We start from the raw sequence: 19,579 nt of genomic DNA, 5'->3' as shown, positions 1-19,579 counted from the left end.
CAGGCGAGCCAGTCAACGGTCAAGATGAACGGCGCTTTCAGCGCCGCCGTTGACAGTCTCGCCCGTCTTTGCTAATGGGTAATCAAGGCGGGAAAGCCATTTTAGGGCTTTCCCGCCCATTTCAATTTTGGGAGAAGAAAGGCCCCAAAATGAACGAGTGCGGCCAAACACTTTTAGGGATTGGCCACCTTGTCCACCCATCCAGCGGGGCGGCGGGGAACGGTCAAGGCCGGGCGTCAGCCCATTCATTTCAGCCTTGACGGTTTCCTGCCGTCCTGCTACTTTTCCCGGAGTGTGGCCACACATCTGGTCACGGTGTCCAGAGCTTTGGGACTTTTTGTCCCATAGGCCGGGGGCGGAGGACGAGGGACGGGGGCTTTCATAATACGCCCTGTCTGCTGCTGAAATCAGCCCTTTGTTTCCGGCTTACCAGCCCCAAACAAAGCCCTGCTTTCCTGCCGCGTCAAATGCCCTTGCCCTCCCCGGCGGCAACGGTATTTTCAGGGCAACGCCGACAGAGCGTATAACACACTACACTTTGCTCCGCAAAGTCGTGTGCCAAATGGGGCGCTGCCCCCTTTGGAAACCCCCGCAACAAACAGGTGCTATGCACCCAGCCGGGAGCATAGCGCCGTTTGTTGTCAGCAGCCCGTTTCACGGTCTGCGTGTAGTTCCTTGTAAACTGACCTAAAGTTATTATTAACCATTTGCTTTAAAATACGATGTATATTGGAATTTTTTAGAGTGCCATTACTGTTTTTTAACACTCATTTTTGCTATAATAGATCTGCTAACCTAATATCTTATCTCCTCTTCATCCACCCCTTAGAAAGCGAGAAAACCAATGTCCGATATCCCATGGAAAGATGCCGACATCAAGCAAAAAGTTTCTGTTTCAAGCATAAAAGAAAGCAATCGATTCCTCCGCAAATTCTACAACGAGATATCTAAGGAAATCAAAGTCGCATGGCATTTCCAGCCGTTCAGAACCGGAAACACGATTTATGTTGGGATGAGCTCATTTGGGGAAATGTGGCTGGATTATGAGATCAAAGGCCTGATCCAAAATATCTATATTTCAACCAATAATGAAAAAACTCACCATATTGTGGCGGCGGCGCTTGAAGAAGCGGTTAAATGTCATGATGATTTGACTGATTATGATATCCGGGTCACATTTTTATGCCAGGATATCTCTTTTTCCGGGATGTGCAGGAAAAATATTATAGTCCGGCCTGCTTCGATGGACGGGAAAAACAATGTTACAGAGGTGATTTTCAGCGTACAAGCTTTTGGCCGGTTTGATTTAAACTATGTCGCCACGCAGAAAATTAACTATCTGAGATATCTGCTCTGCGTATATACGAATTTTCAGTTTGAACTGAAGAATCAATACAGTATCGTAAAAGATATGGAATATATAGAAAATGAATGGGCCAATTATGACCCTGACTGGGTGGATTATTTTTTTGATGAAACTAAAAACCCGGTCACTGGGGAGCTGATCCCGGATTTTTTTGATCTGTTCCGCATCGTACTGGATCATGATAGTTACGGAAAAACAATCAGGCTGATTTTAAACGCCGCCCAGGAGGCCTATTGCGGCAAATTAATGCTGGATGATATTCTGCGTGAAGCTAAATATAATATACCCGGATATGTGGATATGGCAAATACGATGCTTATTTCGGTACTGGAGCCGCTGTCAAATATCGGGACAGAAAAGGCGGAAACCTGTCCGGTATGCGGGAATCTGAAATACAAAATCAGAAAAAAAGTGGAGGACCTGTGCTCCGATTATTTAAATGAGTTTTTGACAAAGGAGATATCCAACATCGGATACGGCCAGCGTTCTTCTTTTCTGCATGAAGGATACGCTAAGACCAATGAATTTTACAGCGGAAGATGCATTCCATTGTTAAATCCGGATGCGCCCAATGAAATACTGGGCGCGGCCCCTGTGGTTAATATCAATCTGTTTGATTATGTTACATACATTTTCAGGCATAAAGTACATGATCTGCTTGTTGAGAACCGGTTCTGAACTGTTGCAAATAAGTTTATTAAACATAAACAGCTTTGCGGAGAAAACCGCGGGCCTGGCAAAGTTTCCATGCCGCCGGGTGTCTGGTACATCGCTCAAAAAGGAGAAGACTATGGATTTACGGCAGATTGAAAATATTTTGAACATTGCCCAAGAAGAGAACATAACCAGAGCGGCTGAAAAATTATATATTTCTCAGCCTGCGTTAAACCAGCAGCTTTTAAACCTGGAAAAAGAGCTGGGGACACGGCTGTTTTACCGGAACAGGAATAACTGGAAGCTGACGGAAGCCGGAGAGATTTACGTGGAGGCCGGGAAACGATTACTGGATATAAAAAAGGAGGCCTATGCCAGGATTTCAGATTTAGCCCAGACTAAACGGGAACAGCTCACAATCGGAGTGACGCCAGGAACCGGCGGGCGTATGATGGCATGGGTTTATAAGAAGTTTCACCGGGCTTATCCGGAGATAAGGATACAGGTTTCCCAAGCATTTGGGCGGCAGATACAAAAGGATGTTGGTTCCGGTATCCTGGACTTCGGAATTATGACCATCGGCGAATCCTGGACCGGTAAGGAAGTGACTGAGGAACTGAGACGGGCTGAAATGATTTTAGTTATGTCAAAGGATAATCCCATGAGATCGGAAGTCATTACAGAAGCTGATGGGACGCGGACGGTTGACTTGAGTAAATTCCGTGATGAGTATTTTATTCTGGGCAGCCAGGCAGGTATTAACCATACAATACTGACCAATTTATTCGAACAGGCAGGATTTGCGCCCAAGCTCTACTCTCAAAGCGGGGGATTTCTGCTGAATATGTCCATGGTGGAAGAGAATCTTTGCTGCAGCGTGATAGAAGAATATCACGAAAAAGAACTTCCGGAAGGGGTTATCAGCTTTAAATTAACCTCTCATCCTATTTTGAAGGTCGTGGCCGTGCATAAACCAGGGAAATATCTGAGCCGTGCATCCAGGGATTTTATCAATATGGCCAAGGAATATTGGAAGGAATGCGAATGATTTAAATTTTGAATAATACAATTGAAATTGCCAAGTGTACAAATATCTGAGGTTTCATTATACTCAAATTATCTACAATGTACTGCGCAGTGCATATTACTTGAAAAGGAAGGTATCTATTAAATGGCTTGGCAAATGTATTTTACATTTTTTACGTTCTTTCTGGTAATTATTCTGCTTTCCAGTGGAAAATTTCGTATTGCGACGGTTGCGATGATGGCGGCAATTATTCTGGAAGCGTCCGGAATACTGACATTTAAAGAAACCTGGTCGGGGCTTACCAACTCATCCGTTATTCTTATGGCCTCCATGTTCCTGGTGGCCCACGGCCTTTCAAAAACCAGCCTGATTTCCAAACTGAGCCGCAGCATGATTAAACCCGGGGCCAGCGATACGAAAATTATGTTCGGTTTTTTTATCATGATTTTTCTGTTAACCTGTTTTACAAATGGTACTACAACTCTAACCATTTTGATCCCATTAATCATCACCGTATGTAAGGAAAATGACCGTCCGGTCAGCAAATTCATGCAGAGCTGCGCGATTATTGCCCAGGTATGGGCAGGCCTGATTCCCTTGGGCGGAAATGCAGGCGGCTACAATATGATTAACCAAGTGATCACTGAATTGGGTGGAACGGGTGAATTCACATTTTTTACTCAAATGATTGCAAAACTTCCCATTGGAATTGCCGTGGCCGCAGGAGCTGTGTTGGTTAACCACCGGTTTGCACCTGTTATTGAAGCCGACTACGTGGCGGAAGCCAAAGAAGAGAAGAAATCCAGCCTGTCGGCAAAACAGGAAAAGACAGCGATCATCATTTTTGTTCTCACCATTGCAGGTCTGGTATTCATGTCCCTGACCGGCGGTGATAATGTGGTCCCTCCGCTGATCGGCGCGCTGGCAATGGTGCTGTTCGGAATTATAGGGCCGAGAGAAGTGCCGAATCACATGGGGCTGACCGTTATCATGATTCAGGTCGGCATGCTCCCTCTGGCGACCGCTCTGGCGAAAACCGGAGGCGACAAGGTGATCGGAAATATAGTTAACGCCCTTCTCGGTGGGTCTGACAACAAATACTTTGTTCTGTTTGTATTTTTTGCCGTCACCTCTGTGCTGACCCAGTTTATGTCCAACAGCGCAGTGAATAATATTTTCCGCCCCATTGCTGTCATTACGGCGATAACCAATGGATGGAGCGCTACCGCACTTGTGCTGGCTGTCCTCATTGGCTCCAATTGTGCCATGTGCACTCCAATGGCATCTACAGTAACCGTGCTGGGTTATGAACATGGAAAATACAATACGAAACAGTATTGGCTGGGCGGCCTCTTTTGCTGGCTCATTTATCTGATTGTGTTCATGATCTGGATTCCATTTATGTTCCCACTGTAAGGGAGGCGCTGCGAAAGGAGCGGGACAGGCTGCCTTAAACATGGATACGGATTACAGGAGAATATGCGGCCCGGCATTTAGATGGGGGTACATTTGGAAAGGAAAAATCAAATGATATATAAAATTGATGGTATAATAGAACAAAATATTGGAATGAAGATCAATGAGGGCTTGGCATTTCCTGATAAAATCAGGATTAAAAAGGCGGTTTTATATAGCTTTAACAGGAAACCAAGGGAAAAGGTGTGGAAAGACGGAACTGGTAAAGTGAGCCGGGACTGGGCATTTCCCAATTGGATGAAAATATATGATGATGAGGGCTGCTGCGGGGAAGGGCTTGTTTCCCCAGCGGTCTGGCAGATCTTTATCCCTATGATGCTTGAGGACGGGCAGGCCAGGACCAATCTGGAATGGAGAAAACTGTTTTACTGGAAAGAAAGGGCCGGGGCGCAGTTTTTCGGGGCTATGTACCAGACGGAAATGCTGATCTATGATCTGATTGCCAGGAAACACGGGGTTCCTCTTCACTGGATGCTGGGAGCGGACAGGGACTGGTGCGATGTTTACAAGGGCGGCGGTTCCGTGCTCCGGACGGATACAGAATTGGTAGAGGAACTGCTGGAAATCAAGGAGGCGGGATTTAAGGGCACGAAGTTTAAAATCGGAATTAGTGATGTTGAGCGGGATGTGCGCAGAATGGAACTGGTCCGCAAAGCCCTGGGGGATGACTTTAAGATTGCTGTCGACGGCAACCAGTCATGGGATGCCGAAACCTGTATGGAATTTGTCCGGGCTGCCCACTTTTATAACATCGAATGGTACGAAGAGCCGATTCAGGCCCAGGAGATGGACGAGATTGGCAAGTTTGCAATGATGATGAAAGAGGAAAATATTGACGTTCCCATTGCTATGGGGGAGTCCGCAAAGTCTTTTGATACCTTTAAATCCTACATACGTTCTGGGGTGAAAGTTCTCCAGCCGGTGCCATTTTTCTATACCTTGGCGGAGGCTTTGAGGGTGATGGAATATGGCCGGAGTCAGGGCTGCCGGATTACCAGCGGGCAGGGTTATCTTCCGGGCGTATTGGCCGGAACTCTGATGAAAGAAGGGGAATTGATTGAGTTTCATAAACCGAACCAGGATTATGTGGAAGATTATTACTGTGTTCACAGTGAACTGAGAGACGGGAAGATGTATCTCCCGGATATTCCCGGCATCCCTGTCAGGGTGGATTTTGAAAAGCTTGAAAAAGACGGCTGTCTGGCCGGAATTCAGTATTTTTATGGGTAATTCATAGCAGCAGTTCAGACCGGTTCTGAACTGCTGCGATTAAAAGGAGATGGAAAAATGGAAGAAAAAAGATTTTTTTACGCGCCGGTAAAGGCAAAAAGGGCTCTGCAGGAGCTGGATAAGATATGGGAACACACTGTGAAACCTTTCAGAGTGGCCCCCCATGTGTGGAGCATTGGATGCAATGACGATGTCAGCGTTCATCTGCTGGATTCCGGCGACGGCCTGATCCTTTTGGATACGGGCATGGAACAGTATCTGCATTTGGTGGTAAATTCCATCTGGAGCCTGGGTTTTAATCCTAAGGATATTAAGCTGATCCTGCTTGGACATTACCACGGCGACCACACCAATGGGGTAAGGCTGTTAAAAGAAATGTGCGGAGCAAAAGTTTACCTTTCAAAAGAGGATGAAGTGCAGCACCAGCTTCACAAAGATGATGTTAAACCTATGAGAACACTGCCATATGAAGTGGATGCATTTTTTAATGATGATGAACCGATCAGCTTGGGGCGTTTCACCATAGAGACAAAACTGGTTCCCGGGCATACGCCGGGGTGTACGGCATTTTTCTTTGATGATACGGATGAAGAGACCGGTGAAACATTTCATGTCGCTATGCACGGAGGCCTGGGTGCGGCGACCATGAAACCGGAGGCGCTGGAGAGGAACGGGTATCCTGAGGAATTGGCTCATATTTTTATAAAGGATTGTTATGAGCTGGCTGAACGGAAGGTGGATATTGCGTTGGCAAGCCATTTGAACCATGGGAATATTGAGCCGAATATACCGGAGGATGGGAATGATTACCGGGTGTTCGTGGCGGATTATGCGTGGCATGATATCCTGATTGACCGGGCGGATTGCGTTAAGAGTTATTATCCCGGGAAATATTAGGTTTTTCAGATAAAGGATTTACACTAAAGGGTGAAGGCATTTCGCGAAATGCCTTCACCCTTTAGTGTAAATCCTTTATCTGAAACTCCCCTATCTCATAAAAGTCAATGGTTCCTTTAAACTCCCCTTTCAGTTCCAAGTCCGGGCAATCCCCGTAAACTCTGCTGGTAAACACCTCTGTCCCGCCGTTAACGAATATCTCCAGCGAAGTGGTGTCTGAAAAAATCCTCAAATCCCGCAGTCCATTGAGTTCCACTTTCCGGCAGGTGCGCCCCGCGCCGCAGGTTCCAAGATCCAGGGTCATCAATCCGTCTTTCCAGATCAGTCTGACCCCGTCCCTGAGGGTCATTTCCATATGGGAACAGGAGGTAAATGCGAGTTCCGCTTCATAGACAAGCGGAGAATCCGGCTTGGAGAAGCTGTTTTCCACCTCACAGGTATGTCTGCTGCGGCGGAGCTCCTTCAGTTCTTCCAACGGAACCTGGATCAGCCGTCCGTTTTTAAAATGAAGCTCCCGGGGAAGGGTGAGGGCGTGCTGCCAGCCGGATGAAACGGTGGGGTTTGTATAGTCCGCATCCGGAATGCCCATCCATCCGATTAAAATCCTGCGCCCTTTTTCGTCCTCAAATGTCTGGGGGGCATAAAAGTCGAAGCCTCTGTCCAGCAGACGGATGTCTTTTACGTCATCGATTTCGTAGGTATTGTGCTCAAAATCGAAATCCATCTTCATGACAGTGCATTGGTGGATATTTTCAAAATCCACGCCCCGGGGTTCTACTCCCTGGGGGCAGGAGATCAGGCAGAGCTGCCCGTCCAGATAGAACAGGTCCGGGCATTCCCACATATAGCCGAAGGGTTCTTTTGTCTGAATCTTCTGGTAAAATGTCCAGTGCTCTAAGTCGTCGGAGCGGTACATCAGCATCATCCCCCGGCTCTCTGCGTCCCGGGCGCCTAAAACCATGTAATAGGCGCCGCCGGTTTTCAGAATTTTAGGATCACGGATGTGGCAGCTCATGTCGGAGGGGTAATCGCTGTTATTCAGTATCACTTCTTTGGGGGAGATGTGATAACCGTCAGCGCTGGTGAAATGTATGGTATTGCTGACACGTCCGCTCATGATGTAATCATAATCTTCCCGGTCAAACTGTTTTACATTGCCGGTATAAAAATAGTGGATGTTACCGTCTTCCACGAAAGCGGAACCGGAGTAGGCCCCATGGGCGTCCGCGTCCGTATCGGGATAGAGGAAGGGCTCTTCCTGGTTATAGTGGACGAAATCCCGGGTGGTGAAATGGCCCCAGAGCTTCAGCTCTCCTGTGGGCTCAAAAGGGGAATACTGATAATAAATGTGATAGACGCCCTTAAACTGGCAGAGGCCGTTAGGATCGTTCAGCCATCCGGTTTCCGGCATCAGGTGGAAATGAAGCCGGCGGGAATCATCTGCCACCTCTTTCCGGTACGTATCCTGTTCCTGATACCACTGCTCATAGTCATGTCTAAAAACCTTTTCGTATTTCTTCAAAGGGGGTGCTCCTTTCAAGGCGGGGATGGAATTATCTGTGCAGGGTCATGACCTTGGTTTCCGGTCCGGCCTGTGCAGCAGGGAAGACATTGACGGTTATGCCGTCTGCCTGGGGGAGAATCATCATGGTCTGGGCGCTGTAGCCCTTTTCTTTGACGAGATCCAGATCCACGGCCAGGAGTTTCTGGCCTTTTCTGATGCGGTCGCCCTGGGCCGCAAATGTCTCAAATCCTTCTCCCTTCATCTGTACGGTATCGATTCCAACATGGATTAATAAGTCGATACCGCTGTCCGTGGTGATGCCGAGGGCATGTTTTGTCTCATATAACAGGGTCAAAGTTCCGTCGCAGGGAGCGTAAACGGTTCCGTCCGATGGGTTGACAGCGATGCCGTCGCCCAGCATCTTGGATGCGAACATGGGGTCTTCGGACTGCTCTACCGGGAGAACTTCTCCGTTCATGGGGGAGTATAAGTCGTCGTCGGAGTTATGGTTAGCAGATTCGGAATCACTATGTTGTGCATCACAGGCAGCAGTTTCAGCGCCATCTTCCTCAATAGCTGGCCCAATAGCCCCCTTAACAGCCTTCTTAACATACTCCTCAATATTTCCCGCAGCATTTCCCGTAACAGCCGGATTCAAAGTTCCGCTTCCTGCTCCAGCCTGTGCCTTAGCATTCATTGCATTTGCCTCATCTTTATCAAGCCCGAATTTTTTCCAGAATATCCAGGTCAGCGCAAATGACAATCCGATGGAGATCAACAGTCCGACTGCGAAGTTCAGGTAATGTTCCGGTTTCATGGAGATGAATCCGGGAAGTCCGGCAGCGCCCAGGGCCTGAGCCAGGGTCTTTGTCCATGCGAGATAAGCGCTTCCTGCGGCAGATCCGATCATGGCCGCGTAAAATGGATATTTTAACTTGAGGGTAACACCGAACATGGCCGGTTCCGTAATGCCCAGAAGTGCGGAAATACCGGATGCGGAGCAGATGGATTTCATCTTGTCATTCTTGGTGAGCAGCAGGACTGCGATAACAGCAGCGCCCTGTGCCACGTTGTTCATGCTGGCAGTTGTGAAGATAAAGCTTCCTCCCGTAACCGCGCTTTCCGCGATCAATTGGGTTTCAATGGCGATAAAGCTGTGATGCATACCTGTCATGGTGATGGGCGCATAGGCGAATCCGAACAGAGCGCCGCCCACAGGTCCTAATACGTTGTATACCCAAGTGATTCCCGCCGCCAGCAGGTTGCCCGCTTCACGCAGAACCGGACCTACACAGATAAAGGTCAGGAAGGAGGTGATCAGGATGGACAGCAATGGAGTTGATAAGTTATCCAGCCAGCTTGGGGTCACTTTATGAAGTCTCTTTTCAATGTTGGCCAGAATCCAGGATACGGCCAGAACGGGAAGTACGGTGCCCTGATATCCAATGGCCGCGATCTCGAAGCCGAAGATATTCCATACCGGCGGTTCCGCAAGGCCGATCTGATAAGCGTTCAAAAGGTCGGGATGGACCATGATCATACCCATGGCCGCGCCGAGAAATGCATTGCCCCCGAACTTCCTGGCCGCGCTGAACCCGATCAGCACCGGCAGAAATGTAAATGGAGCGTTGGCAAAGGTATTGATCGCAGCAGCCAGCCCCTGCCACTGGGGATATAATTCGATCACTGACCGGCCGTCGATGAGGGCGGAGGTCAGCAGGTTGTTGAGACCCATAAGAAGACCGCCTGCCACAATGGCCGGAATAATCGGCACAAAAATGTCGCTGAGCATCTTCACAAAGCGCTGGATGGGGTTCCCCTTTTTCTCCTCCGGCTCATCCTTCGTATCCGCCAGAGTGCCCAGCTGCTTCTGGACTTCATCACAGATCAGATTAACCAGGCCGGAGCCGAAAATGATCTGAAACTGTGACTGGGTTAAAAATACCCCTTTCACCCCTTCGATATCGCTGATTACGTCCTCATTGCGAAGATCATTATTCTTCAGTTGAAAACGGAGACGGGTGGCGCAGTGGGTAACTGATTTGATGTTGCTCTTTCCGCCGACATTCTCAATGACTTCGCGGGCGATTCTCCCATAATCCATAAATATTCCCTCCAATTAAGATTTTATATAGTTTCAATGTGGTATCGGTTCCATAATTAGATAATATACCATTTTAAAGGATTTGTCAAACAAAAATGTGGTATCGATACCACAAAAAGATGCACGAAATTCCATGTAAGAAATTGTGCATCATGTATAAGACTGAGACTTTGTATAAAAGAATGATCCAGCAGTTACAGTTCAGCCGGCGGAAAGTTGACAAAAAGGCGGCTTTTTCGGTCAAGAAAATTGGAGCATGTCTGAAAATTCATTCCCGTCATCTGTACGCCCCATTTTGCGGTATATTTGGACCAAATTCAGGTTAAACAGCCCGCTATGTGCCCTTCATTTGGCCCAAATTTCCTACAAACTGGGACGCACATCTGACGGAAAGCAATTTTCAGACACGCTTTAGCCGCCTGAACTGTTGCTGTTTGCAATAGTACAGACCTGTCTGAGCTGCTATAAAGCAACAGTTCAGACAGGTCTGTAGATTCCCCGCGCAGACCATACAAAAATATAGCGGCTGCACATTATAATTGTCTAACACTCTGCCCCTCAATGAGAGTGAATCCAACGGTCTGTTTCTGGGGTACGGGTTCCCCGCGGATGATTTTTAACAGGGTTTCCGCTCCTAAATATCCCACGGCATAGGAATCGAATTTGATTGTGGAAAGCTGGGGTTTTAAAAGAGTGCTCTCGTCATAACCGCCGAATCCCATTACAGAAACGTCCTCAGGAATCCGAAGCCCGTGCTGTTCTAAAACCCGGTAGGCGCCGAAAGCCAGACGGTCTGTGGCGCATATGACCGCATCCGGTTTTCCCAGTTCCAGCAGTTTCTCAGTGAGAGCCTGTCCACTTTCAAAGCTGTAATCCCCGGCCAGCACCGTGGGGGTGTTGATCCCGTATTCCTTTAAACCGTCCAAAACGCCCTGTTTGCGGTTAATCCCTACGGCAATATCGCTCTCATCCACCCCGATGTACCCCACGAAGCCAGGATTTGTTTTTCCGATATACTCCCCGGCAAACCGTCCGGCGCGGTAGTCGTCGTCCACAACGGAGATCCCCTCGTCGTAATCCTGGGCCAGCACCACAACTGGTATGCTGCTGTTTTGGATTAAATGCTTATGGGCTTCTGTGATATTGATGGCGCTGTAGAGGATTCCGTCCACATTCAGGCTGATTAAACGTTTTAAATTGTCCAGTTCCAGGTTGGTGTCATGGTCGGAATTTTTAATAATGGTTTCATAACCCTGCCCCCGGAGATACCGGTCGATGCTGGTGATGACCCGGCTGGTAATCTTGGAATTCAGGGTGGGGACGACGACGCCGATCACATTGCTGTTTTTGGCATTTAAACGGGCAAATGTATTGGGCTCGTAGTTCTGGGCCCTGATCACTTCCTGGATCTTCTTCTTTGTTGATTCCTTTACGTATCCGCCGTTAAAATAGCGGGATACGGTGCTTTTTCCGACGCCGGACATCTCGGCAATATCGGCCATGGTAATTTTTTTCGACATAATTCTCACTTCCGGTAATAGTTTAAAAAGGATTCCTATGATTTTCAATGGTATTTTTATTATACGTCATAAAATTCTTTATGGGTAGACGGAAAATGAGCCGTCTGAACTATTACATCTATTTTTCTCAGGGAATGATATTTATTTTAAGATGACTTTTAAATCGAGTGGTGATAGAATTTATTGTAACAGCTGTATTTTGACCGGCTTATCCGGTCAGGAAGATATACCGCCTGCAGGCATCCAGCCCCTCGCTGCAGGCAGATTTAATGGGCTGGATGCGTAACAGTTCAGACCTGTCTGAACCGTTACGAAAGAGGGTAAAAATAGGGTTAAACGGGAATAAGAGACAGGGGGATTAGTAAGAACATGACATCCAGAGATTTTGCCAAATTGATCGGGGTTTCTCAGTCAACGGTATCAAGGGCAATGAACAACAGCAGTTTGGTTCCCAAAGAAAAACGGGACTATATTCATAAAAAAGCCGAGGAATATGGATTTGTATTAAACAGTCAGGCTAAAAGCCTGAGAACCAACAAGACGGATACCATTGGAATTTTGTTTCCGAAACATTTTATCAGCATGAATTCCAATCTCATGCTGGCTCATCTCTATGATTATATCCAGAAAGAGATGAACCAGTACGATTATGATATTATGGTAATTTATTATGACCATGAATCCGACGATTTTTCCAGCTTTGAGCGGATTATCAAGAAGCGGAAAGTGGACGGTTTCATCGTCCTGAGAATGGAGCTTTCCGATTCGGAAATGAAGCTGATCGAAGAGTATCAGGTGCCCTGCGTATTCATGATGAATGCCGGAATGAACATCCGGGAGAATCTGAATTACCTGTTTTCAGACAGTTATTACGGAGGTTATCTGGCTGGAAAATATCTGGGGAAATTCGCGGACTACCATAAGATGTTCATTACGGTCAGAGAAGAGACGGAGGATGCGGACCGCCGTTTTAACGGGTACTATGACGGGCTGAAGGAATACGGCTGTGAAATGAAACAGGAAGACATCATTTACTGCAATCTGAGCATGCAGTCGGCCTATGAATGCGTAGGCGAAAATATCGAAAAATTCCAGGGCAGGAGAACCGCTGTTTTTACATACAGCGATATATTGGGTATCGGCGTATTGAATGCGCTGAAGGACTATAAAATAAGGGTTCCGGAAGATGTACAAATTATAGGGATGGATGATATTCCACTGGCTACATGGACAAAGCCGTCTTTGAGCACCATCCATGTTCCGGTAGAAGAAATGGTTTCACGAGGATGCAGGCTGTTAATGGACTTGATTGAAAAGAAGGATATTTTTATACAGGAGTGGGTGAAACCACATTTGGTGATCCGGGAAACGACAATTAATGAGTGAAATTAAAGGGATGTAAAATAAGTCCTCGTTTTAGAGGAGTTTTTTACATCCCTTTTGGTTTTATGGAGATATCTCCAGCGTTCGTTATTTATGAACCGTCATCTCTGTTTTTCTTATCTTCCCAAAGGCATCCGCACTGCTTTCAACGCACTAATTGTGCAATAAAACTAAAATTAAACAAAAATAGCTTGAAAAAACACACAAAACAACACTAAAAACCGCCGACACTGTTAAAAAATATACAAACAGCACAGAAAAACAAGAAAATTTTTAAAAATTATTGACAAACATATTCGGCGGTGTTATAAAAGAATTATGTAATGAATACGTATTCAAAATGGATAAAGCACATAAAATCAAGGAGGAGAACATGAAAAAGAAAATTTTAGCTTTGACATTAGCAGTGAGTATGGCGGCCGTAGGCGTGGGCTGCGGCGGAACAAAACCAGCGGCAAATGACAGCACGACGGCAAAAGCGGCGGAGACAACCGCAGCAGCAGCGAAAGAATCCAAGGCAGAGACAAAAGCTGAGGGCGGAGCGGAATCAAAAGCAGAAGAGAATGCAGGCGCGCCTGTGGCATCTGGTAAGACGCTGATCGTAGGAACCATGGCAAACTCTCTGGGACTTCCGGTTCATCAGGCCGATATCGCGGGTTATTTTAAAGATGCAGGTTTGGACGTGAAGATCGAGATATTTGCAACCGGCGCTCCGATCAATGAAGCTATGGCGGCTGGAAACCTGGATGTGGCGGTCAGCGGTATGGCATCGGTTTATGCTTTGGCAACGGGCATGTATACATATATCGGCGACGGCGTAATCACCACCGGAGGAGAATCTATTTATGCGAGAGCGGACAGTGACTTCGCAAAAGCGGCTCCCAATGAGAGAGGGGTTATCGGTGACCCGGCAGTATTAAAAGGCGCTTCTATTTTAGGGCCTCTGGCTACGACGGCACACTATCAGGCGATCAAATATATGGAGACATTTGGCCTGACAACCGATGATTTCAGCATGGTTTCCATGGATTATCCTCAGGCATATCAGGCATTTGTTACCGGCGAAGGCGATCTGGTTGCCAACAAGATGCCATATACCAACCAGTTGGAAGAAGCGGGATATGTAAAAGTATGTGATATGAACATGGTATCCGACAGCCCGATCATCGATACCATTTTCACCCAGAACAAGGTTATGGAAGAGAGAAGCGGCGATCTGGAATTATTCCTGGACTGCTATTACAGAGCTTGTGAAGACCTTATGAAGGACGAAGCCAACAGAAGAAAAGTGGCTATGGAATGGTACGCGGAAGAAGGCATCAATTACAGCGAATCCGACATGGACACAGAGATTTCCGTAAAAGATTATTATACACGGGAAACGGTTGCGTCAGAAAACAAACTGGGTCAGTTCATGATGGATATCGGAAGCTTCTATGTGGATCAGGATGTTATATCAAAAGACGATTTCCCGAAGGTAGAAGCCAGCATCAATTCAACACTGATTGAGAATGTAAAGGCCCGCGCTGCAAAATAAACGTAACAGTTCAGACGGCGGGAAAATTGATAAAGAAAGCAGCGTCAAGCTCGCTTGTAAGCAGCTTTCTCTATCAATTTTCACATCGGATGATTATCCGATGCTTCTTGACCGGCTTTTTCGGTCAAGAAGATTAGCCGTCTGAATTGTTACAAATAAACAGCCGGGGCATAGAGAAGATGTATCCGGGATAGAAAAACGGGATTTGGCAGTCTGCTGAATCCCGTTTGCAGCAAAAAGGCAGTTTTGTATGAGGAGAGCATATGAAAGAAAATGGTAAAAAGTTAAAGTATCTGGCTGTTTCCTGTGCATCCATTTGCGTGGTTATCTTTATCTGGTATCTGTGCATTAATGTGCTGCATATGAAATCTGAAACAGTATTTCCCGGGCCTATGAAGGTTTTCCGGACATTTGTACAAAAGTTTTATACAAAAGCTCCTGACGGGGCCACATTAACCCAGCATCTTTGGGCCAGCATCAAGGTGGCATTGTTCGGATATATGCTGGGAGCCGTTGTAGGGGTTCCTTTGGGAATCGCTATGGCATGGAATAAATGGGTGGACCGTTTTGTGAGGCCGTTATTCGATTTAATCCGGCCGATTCCGGGACTGGCCTGGATTCCCATGTTCATTCTTTTATTCGGAATCGGGATTACTTCCAAAGCGCTGGTTATCTTTCTGGGAGCGCTGATCGCCTGCGTTGTTAACAGTTATACGGGAATCCGGCAGACGAAAGAGCTTCATCTCTGGGTTGGCGACGTATTTGGGGCATCCGACCACCAGAAGCTGTTTAAAATCGCCATTCCAACCGCACTTCCCATGATATTTACCGGACTGAGAGTTGCCCTTGGAACATCCTGGACCGCGCTGGTTGCGGCAGAGCTTCTGGCATCCACCAAGGGGCTGGGTTATATGATCCAGCAGGCCAGGGCCATTTCCAGACCGGATATTATCATTGTCGGAATGCTGGCCATCGGAGCGGTGGGCGCTGCATTTGACGCCCTGCTGCACGTCGTTGAGGTTAAAGTTGCGAAAGGAATGAATGTGAAATGAGTAAAAAAGCGATGAATTCAGATAAAGTCATATCCACAGCGGCTGCCTGTATTTCCATCGGGTTATTCCTCGCGCTCTGGCTGTGGGGGACTAAGGCGACTACTTTAGGGCTTTTAATACCAGGGCCGGTGGAAGTTTTAAAGGCGTGTGGCGCAGGGATTGTGGGTAAAGTAGGAAAACATGGCATTATGGTCCATGTAGGTTACAGTCTGATGAGAGTTATGATCGGTTTTACCATCGGTTCTATTGTGGGCGTGGCCTTAGGTCTATTGATGGGGTGGTATCCCATGGCCGATGCCATTTTCAATCCGCTGTTTAGGATTATCAGGCCGATTCCGCCTATTGCCTGGATACCGATTTCCATAATCTGGTTTGGTCTGGGTGAAAATGCGAAGATCTTTTTGATCTTTCTGGCGTCATTTTCCAACACCACGCTCAATTCCCTGGCGGGGGCCAAGAGCATTGACCCGGAGGTGGTCAATGCGGCCAGGATGCTGGGGGCCAAAGAGAGCCAGATATTTATGACAATTGTACTGCCTGCATCGGTTCCGGCCATATTCGCAGGTCTTCAGGTGGCTATTTCCAGCAGCTGGGCGACGGTTCTGGCGGCTGAGATGGTGCGTTCGTCCGAAGGTCTTGGCTGGATGATCGTAGCAGGAATGAATAATAATGACATGATTCAGATTTTGTCGGGTATTGTGATGATTGGCGTAGTCGGCTACATCCTGGCAATTATTATGAGAAAAGCGGAGGAGATCTTATGCCGGTGGAACAAGAGCGGACAGTAAATGCAGTAATTGAGTGTGTTGACGTATGTAAATCATTTCCTACGCCCAATGGTGAATACGAAGTCGTCAAGAATTTCAATGTAAAAGCGAAAGAAAATGAATTTTTAGTTCTGTTCGGACCGGGCCAGTGTGGCAAAACCACGATCATCAACCTGATTGCGGGCTTTGAAAAGGTCAGTTCGGGACAGATCAAGATGAGGGATAAGCTGGTGGAAAAACCTGACCCCTCAAGAGGGGTTGTATTCCAGTCAACCGCCCTCTTCCCCTGGATGACCACCATGGGGAATGTAGAATACGGCCTGAAAGTGGCCGGCGTCGGCAAAGAGGAACGGCAGAAAAAGGCCCAGAAGTACATTGACCTGGTAGGGCTTCAGGGATTTGAGAAGTCATTTCCCGTACAGCTTTCCGGCGGCATGAAACAGAGGGTGGGCATCGCCCGGGCTTACTGCAATGAACCGGAAGTGATGCTGATGGACGAACCCTTCGGCGCCCTTGACGCCCAGACCCGCTACCTGATGCAGGAAGAACTGCAGAGAATCTGGGAAGCGGAGAAGAGGACCGTAATATTTGTCACTAATAATATAGAAGAAGCCCTCTATCTGGCAGACCGGATACTGGTGCTCACAAACTGTCCGGCAACGGTTAAGAAGGAATATATCATTGACCTGCCGAGACCCAGAAACCTGGTATCGCCGGAGTTCTTGGAACTGAGAAAGACCATTACCGGCATCATGGACAGCACATTATAGGAGAGGTGGAAAATGAGCGAAAAAGTAAAAGTGAAAGTTAACCATCTTACAAAGAAATTTGGGGATTTGCTGGTTCTTGATGATATGTCTTTCGATGTGGCGGACGGGGATCTGCTGTGTGTTGTAGGGCCTACGGGCTGTGGAAAGACTACATTTTTAAACAGTCTGACGAAGATATATGATATCACATCGGGCGAGATCCTGTTGAACGGACAAAAAGTAGACCCTAAGACCCAGAACATCGCCTATATTTTCCAGGGTGACTCCACCATGCCGTGGCTCACTGTAGAGGAAAATGTAAGCTTTGGCCTGGATATCAAAAAGATACCGGAACAGAAGAAAAAAGAGCAGGTGGAAAAATACCTGGAGATCGTAGGGCTGACAAAATTCAGAAAATACTATCCCAAACAGCTTTCCGCCAGCATGCTGCAGAGGGTGAGCATTGCCCGTGCATTTGCCACGGAACCGGAACTGCTTCTGATGGATGAACCATATGGACAGTTGGATATTGAACTGCGTTTTAAGCTGGAAGATGAATTGGTAAAACTTTGGCAGCTGACCAAAACAACCGTACTTTTTATCACCCATAACATAGAAGAAGCGGTCTATCTGGGCAATAAGATCATGATTCTGACCAACAAGCCGACCACGGTAAAAACCACGATTATCAATGAGCTGCCACGTCCAAGGGACATTGCAGACCCGGAGTTCGTAAAACTGAGAAATGAAGTTACGGAACTGATTAAATGGTGGTAAGCGACCGGAACACAAACTGTGCCGGACTGCATTAGTAAGGCGCAGAAATAAAAAATGACGGAGGATCAGATGAAGGCAATAACGATTATGTACGATTCCCTTAACCGGAACTATCTGCCCTGCTATGGTGATACGGAATCGATAACACCTAATTTTAAACGGCTGGCTGAAAAAACAGTGACATTTGATAAGTTTTACGTGGGCAGCCTGCCCTGCATTCCGGCCAGAAGGGAGCTGCACACCGGGCGGTATAATTTCATGCACCGCTGCTGGGGGCCGCTGGAACCGTTTGACGACTCCATGCCCGCTATCCTGGGGGAGCACGGAATTTATTCCCACTGCGTGACAGACCATGCTCATTACTGGCAGGAAGGGGGCAGCACCTACCACACCAAATTCTCTTCCTGCGAAATGATACGGGGACAGGAAGGGGATTTCTGGGCCGGAAAGGTGGACGGTTTTGAGAAAAACCTGGACCTCCACCGTCAGGACGGGATCAACAGACAGGAAATGCAGGGGGAAGAAAACCATCCCCATTATAAGACCTATCAGGCGGGCATGAAGTTTTTAGAGGACAATTGCGGTAAAGACAACTGGTATCTTCATATCGAATATTTCGATCCCCATGAACCCTATTTCGTGCCGGATAAGTATAAAAAAATGTATACGGACCAGGAGGCGGATTTCGACTGGCCGTTTTACGGCGAAGTGGAAGAGGAGTCAAAAGAGGTAAAGGAAGCCAGGCTGAATTACCGGGCGGTGCTTTCCATGATGGATCATTACCTGGGGAAATTTCTGGATTTCATGGACGAACATGATATGTGGAAAGATACCATGCTGATTGTAAATACCGACCATGGTTATCTGCTGGGTGAGCATGGGTATTTCGGGAAGAATTACATGCCCAATTATGAGCAGATCACCCATACGCCGTTCTTTTTGCATCACCCGGGTCTGGGATGTGACGGGGAGAGAAGGGATGAGCTGGCCCAGACCATCGATATCGCGCCCACAATATTAGACTGTTTCCACATTGAAAAGCCGAAGGATATGCTGGGCATGTCCCTGCTGCCGGTGGTTGGGGAGCACAAGAAAATCCACGATTACATTTTGTTCGGATATTTCGGAAAACATGTGAATATTACGGACGGAAGATATGTGTATATGAGAAGCGGCCGCAGCGCTGAAAAAGGGCTTTTGAACAATTATACCCTGGTGCCGCTTCATATGTTCGAACCATTTTCAGTTGCGGAACTGAAGGAGGCGGACCGGACGCTGACCAATGAATTTTCATTCACAAAAGGGGCGCCGGTTATGAAGATACCTGCCAGCGGGGACACTTCGCCCAATAATTCCTGTTACTGGTTTGAACGCCATATGAAGTACGGCGATCTGCTGTTTGATCTGGAAAAGGACCCGCAGCAGTTAAGTCCGGTCGATGATCCGGAAACCGAGGAGCGCTTAAAGGGCGCCATGAAACGGCTGATGCAGGAAAATGAAGCGCCGGCCGAACTTTATGAAAGGATCGATTTATAA

General features: G+C 47.4%; 16 protein-coding genes and 1 pseudogene. 13 read left to right on the top strand and 4 right to left on the bottom strand.

Annotated features, from left to right (window positions below):
• The first annotated feature begins 844 nt into the window (after window positions 1–844).
• The 5 genes from GPL15_RS18830 to GPL15_RS18810 all read left to right on the top strand — a co-directional run bounded on the left by GPL15_RS18830 (window position 845) and on the right by GPL15_RS18810 (window position 6,650).
• On the top strand, window positions 845–2,044 hold the full coding sequence (locus GPL15_RS18830) for a hypothetical protein (protein ID WP_215700243.1): 1,200 nt from the start codon (window positions 845–847) through the stop codon (window positions 2,042–2,044).
• Between the two features lie 112 nt (window positions 2,045–2,156).
• Entirely contained in the window at window positions 2,157–3,068 is a 912-nt protein-coding gene (locus GPL15_RS18825; RefSeq protein ID WP_215700242.1) for a LysR family transcriptional regulator, read from the top strand.
• A gap of 123 nt (window positions 3,069–3,191) precedes the next feature.
• Window positions 3,192–4,463 (top strand): SLC13 family permease, encoded by a 1,272-nt coding sequence (locus tag GPL15_RS18820; protein WP_215700241.1) that lies wholly within the window; start codon window positions 3,192–3,194, stop codon window positions 4,461–4,463.
• A 111-nt stretch (window positions 4,464–4,574) separates the two neighbouring features.
• Complete coding sequence (locus GPL15_RS18815) at window positions 4,575–5,753, top strand: enolase C-terminal domain-like protein (protein WP_215700240.1); 1,179 nt, start codon at window positions 4,575–4,577, stop codon at window positions 5,751–5,753.
• Window positions 5,754–5,810: 57 nt separating this feature from the next.
• Window positions 5,811–6,650: an MBL fold metallo-hydrolase gene (locus GPL15_RS18810; RefSeq protein WP_215700239.1), complete on the top strand. Its 840-nt coding sequence runs from the start codon at window positions 5,811–5,813 to the stop codon at window positions 6,648–6,650.
• Between the two features lie 61 nt (window positions 6,651–6,711).
• Here GPL15_RS18810 and GPL15_RS18805 read toward each other — a convergent pair whose 3' ends face one another.
• The 3 genes and pseudogenes from GPL15_RS18805 to GPL15_RS28110 form a co-directional block, all read right to left on the bottom strand.
• Complete coding sequence (locus GPL15_RS18805; RefSeq protein WP_215700238.1) at window positions 6,712–8,172, bottom strand: glycoside hydrolase family 32 protein; 1,461 nt, start codon at window positions 8,170–8,172, stop codon at window positions 6,712–6,714.
• 31 nt (window positions 8,173–8,203) lie between these two features.
• The gene (locus tag GPL15_RS18800; RefSeq protein WP_215700237.1) at window positions 8,204–10,258 is read right to left on the bottom strand and encodes a sucrose-specific PTS transporter subunit IIBC; all 2,055 of its coding nucleotides are present in this window, start codon (window positions 10,256–10,258) and stop codon (window positions 8,204–8,206) included.
• Between the two features lie 194 nt (window positions 10,259–10,452).
• Window positions 10,453–10,641 (bottom strand): annotated as a pseudogene (locus GPL15_RS28110) (DUF6783 domain-containing protein).
• Here GPL15_RS28110 and GPL15_RS28105 point away from each other — a divergent pair.
• Window positions 10,617–10,673, top strand: coding sequence for a hypothetical protein (locus tag GPL15_RS28105; protein ID WP_346345003.1), 57 nt, complete (start codon window positions 10,617–10,619; stop codon window positions 10,671–10,673). The pseudogene GPL15_RS28110 and the gene GPL15_RS28105 sit on opposite strands and share 25 nt — an antisense overlap.
• Window positions 10,674–10,791: 118 nt before the next feature.
• Here the strand turns inward: GPL15_RS28105 and GPL15_RS18795 are convergent, their stop codons facing one another.
• Window positions 10,792–11,778, bottom strand: coding sequence for a LacI family DNA-binding transcriptional regulator (locus GPL15_RS18795; RefSeq protein WP_215700236.1), 987 nt, complete (start codon window positions 11,776–11,778; stop codon window positions 10,792–10,794).
• Window positions 11,779–12,147: 369 nt separating this feature from the next.
• Between GPL15_RS18795 and GPL15_RS18790 the strand changes: the two genes are divergently transcribed.
• From GPL15_RS18790 to GPL15_RS18760, 7 genes are all read left to right on the top strand, one after another.
• Window positions 12,148–13,164: a LacI family DNA-binding transcriptional regulator gene (locus tag GPL15_RS18790; protein WP_215700235.1), complete on the top strand. Its 1,017-nt coding sequence runs from the start codon at window positions 12,148–12,150 to the stop codon at window positions 13,162–13,164.
• Between the two features lie 370 nt (window positions 13,165–13,534).
• Entirely contained in the window at window positions 13,535–14,698 is a 1,164-nt protein-coding gene (locus GPL15_RS18785) for an ABC transporter substrate-binding protein (protein ID WP_215700234.1), read from the top strand.
• A gap of 263 nt (window positions 14,699–14,961) precedes the next feature.
• On the top strand, window positions 14,962–15,750 hold the full coding sequence (locus GPL15_RS18780; protein WP_215700233.1) for an ABC transporter permease: 789 nt from the start codon (window positions 14,962–14,964) through the stop codon (window positions 15,748–15,750).
• Window positions 15,747–16,538 carry an ABC transporter permease gene (locus GPL15_RS18775; protein ID WP_252198500.1) on the top strand — a complete coding sequence of 264 codons (792 nt, stop codon included), beginning with the start codon at window positions 15,747–15,749 and terminating at the stop codon, window positions 16,536–16,538. The genes GPL15_RS18780 and GPL15_RS18775 overlap by 4 nt, the downstream gene beginning before the upstream one ends.
• Window positions 16,511–17,287: an ABC transporter ATP-binding protein gene (locus GPL15_RS18770; RefSeq protein WP_215700232.1), complete on the top strand. Its 777-nt coding sequence runs from the start codon at window positions 16,511–16,513 to the stop codon at window positions 17,285–17,287. Before GPL15_RS18775 ends, GPL15_RS18770 begins: the two co-directional genes overlap by 28 nt.
• A 12-nt stretch (window positions 17,288–17,299) precedes the next feature.
• A complete protein-coding gene (locus GPL15_RS18765; RefSeq protein WP_215700231.1) occupies window positions 17,300–18,043 on the top strand; it encodes an ABC transporter ATP-binding protein in 744 nt (247 codons plus the stop codon).
• A gap of 69 nt (window positions 18,044–18,112) precedes the next feature.
• A complete protein-coding gene (locus GPL15_RS18760; protein WP_215700230.1) occupies window positions 18,113–19,579 on the top strand; it encodes a sulfatase in 1,467 nt (488 codons plus the stop codon).

Source organism: Clostridium sp. MCC353 (genome assembly GCF_018785315.1).
In the GTDB taxonomy this organism is placed as follows: domain Bacteria; phylum Bacillota; class Clostridia; order Lachnospirales; family Lachnospiraceae; genus CHH4-2.
Note: the sequence above shows the minus strand (reverse complement) of the source record. Positions and strands in the feature narration are given on the sequence as shown.

Excerpts from the sequence above, each read along its gene's own strand:
- GPL15_RS18785 (WP_215700234.1), top strand. The coding sequence starts at position 13,535 with ATGAAAAAGAAAATTTTAGCTTTGACATTAGCAGTGAGTATGGCGGCC.
- GPL15_RS18790 (WP_215700235.1), top strand. The coding sequence starts at position 12,148 with ATGACATCCAGAGATTTTGCCAAATTGATCGGGGTTTCTCAGTCAACG.
- GPL15_RS18830 (WP_215700243.1), top strand. The coding sequence starts at position 845 with ATGTCCGATATCCCATGGAAAGATGCCGACATCAAGCAAAAAGTTTCT.
- GPL15_RS18795 (WP_215700236.1), bottom strand. The coding sequence starts at position 11,778 with ATGTCGAAAAAAATTACCATGGCCGATATTGCCGAGATGTCCGGCGTC.
- GPL15_RS18760 (WP_215700230.1), top strand. The coding sequence starts at position 18,113 with ATGAAGGCAATAACGATTATGTACGATTCCCTTAACCGGAACTATCTG.
- GPL15_RS18775 (WP_252198500.1), top strand. The coding sequence starts at position 15,747 with ATGAGTAAAAAAGCGATGAATTCAGATAAAGTCATATCCACAGCGGCT.
- GPL15_RS18780 (WP_215700233.1), top strand. The coding sequence starts at position 14,962 with ATGAAAGAAAATGGTAAAAAGTTAAAGTATCTGGCTGTTTCCTGTGCA.
- GPL15_RS18770 (WP_215700232.1), top strand. The coding sequence starts at position 16,511 with ATGCCGGTGGAACAAGAGCGGACAGTAAATGCAGTAATTGAGTGTGTT.
- GPL15_RS18825 (WP_215700242.1), top strand. The coding sequence starts at position 2,157 with ATGGATTTACGGCAGATTGAAAATATTTTGAACATTGCCCAAGAAGAG.
- GPL15_RS18815 (WP_215700240.1), top strand. The coding sequence starts at position 4,575 with ATGATATATAAAATTGATGGTATAATAGAACAAAATATTGGAATGAAG.
- GPL15_RS18820 (WP_215700241.1), top strand. The coding sequence starts at position 3,192 with ATGGCTTGGCAAATGTATTTTACATTTTTTACGTTCTTTCTGGTAATT.
- GPL15_RS18810 (WP_215700239.1), top strand. The coding sequence starts at position 5,811 with ATGGAAGAAAAAAGATTTTTTTACGCGCCGGTAAAGGCAAAAAGGGCT.
- GPL15_RS18800 (WP_215700237.1), bottom strand. The coding sequence starts at position 10,258 with ATGGATTATGGGAGAATCGCCCGCGAAGTCATTGAGAATGTCGGCGGA.
- GPL15_RS18765 (WP_215700231.1), top strand. The coding sequence starts at position 17,300 with ATGAGCGAAAAAGTAAAAGTGAAAGTTAACCATCTTACAAAGAAATTT.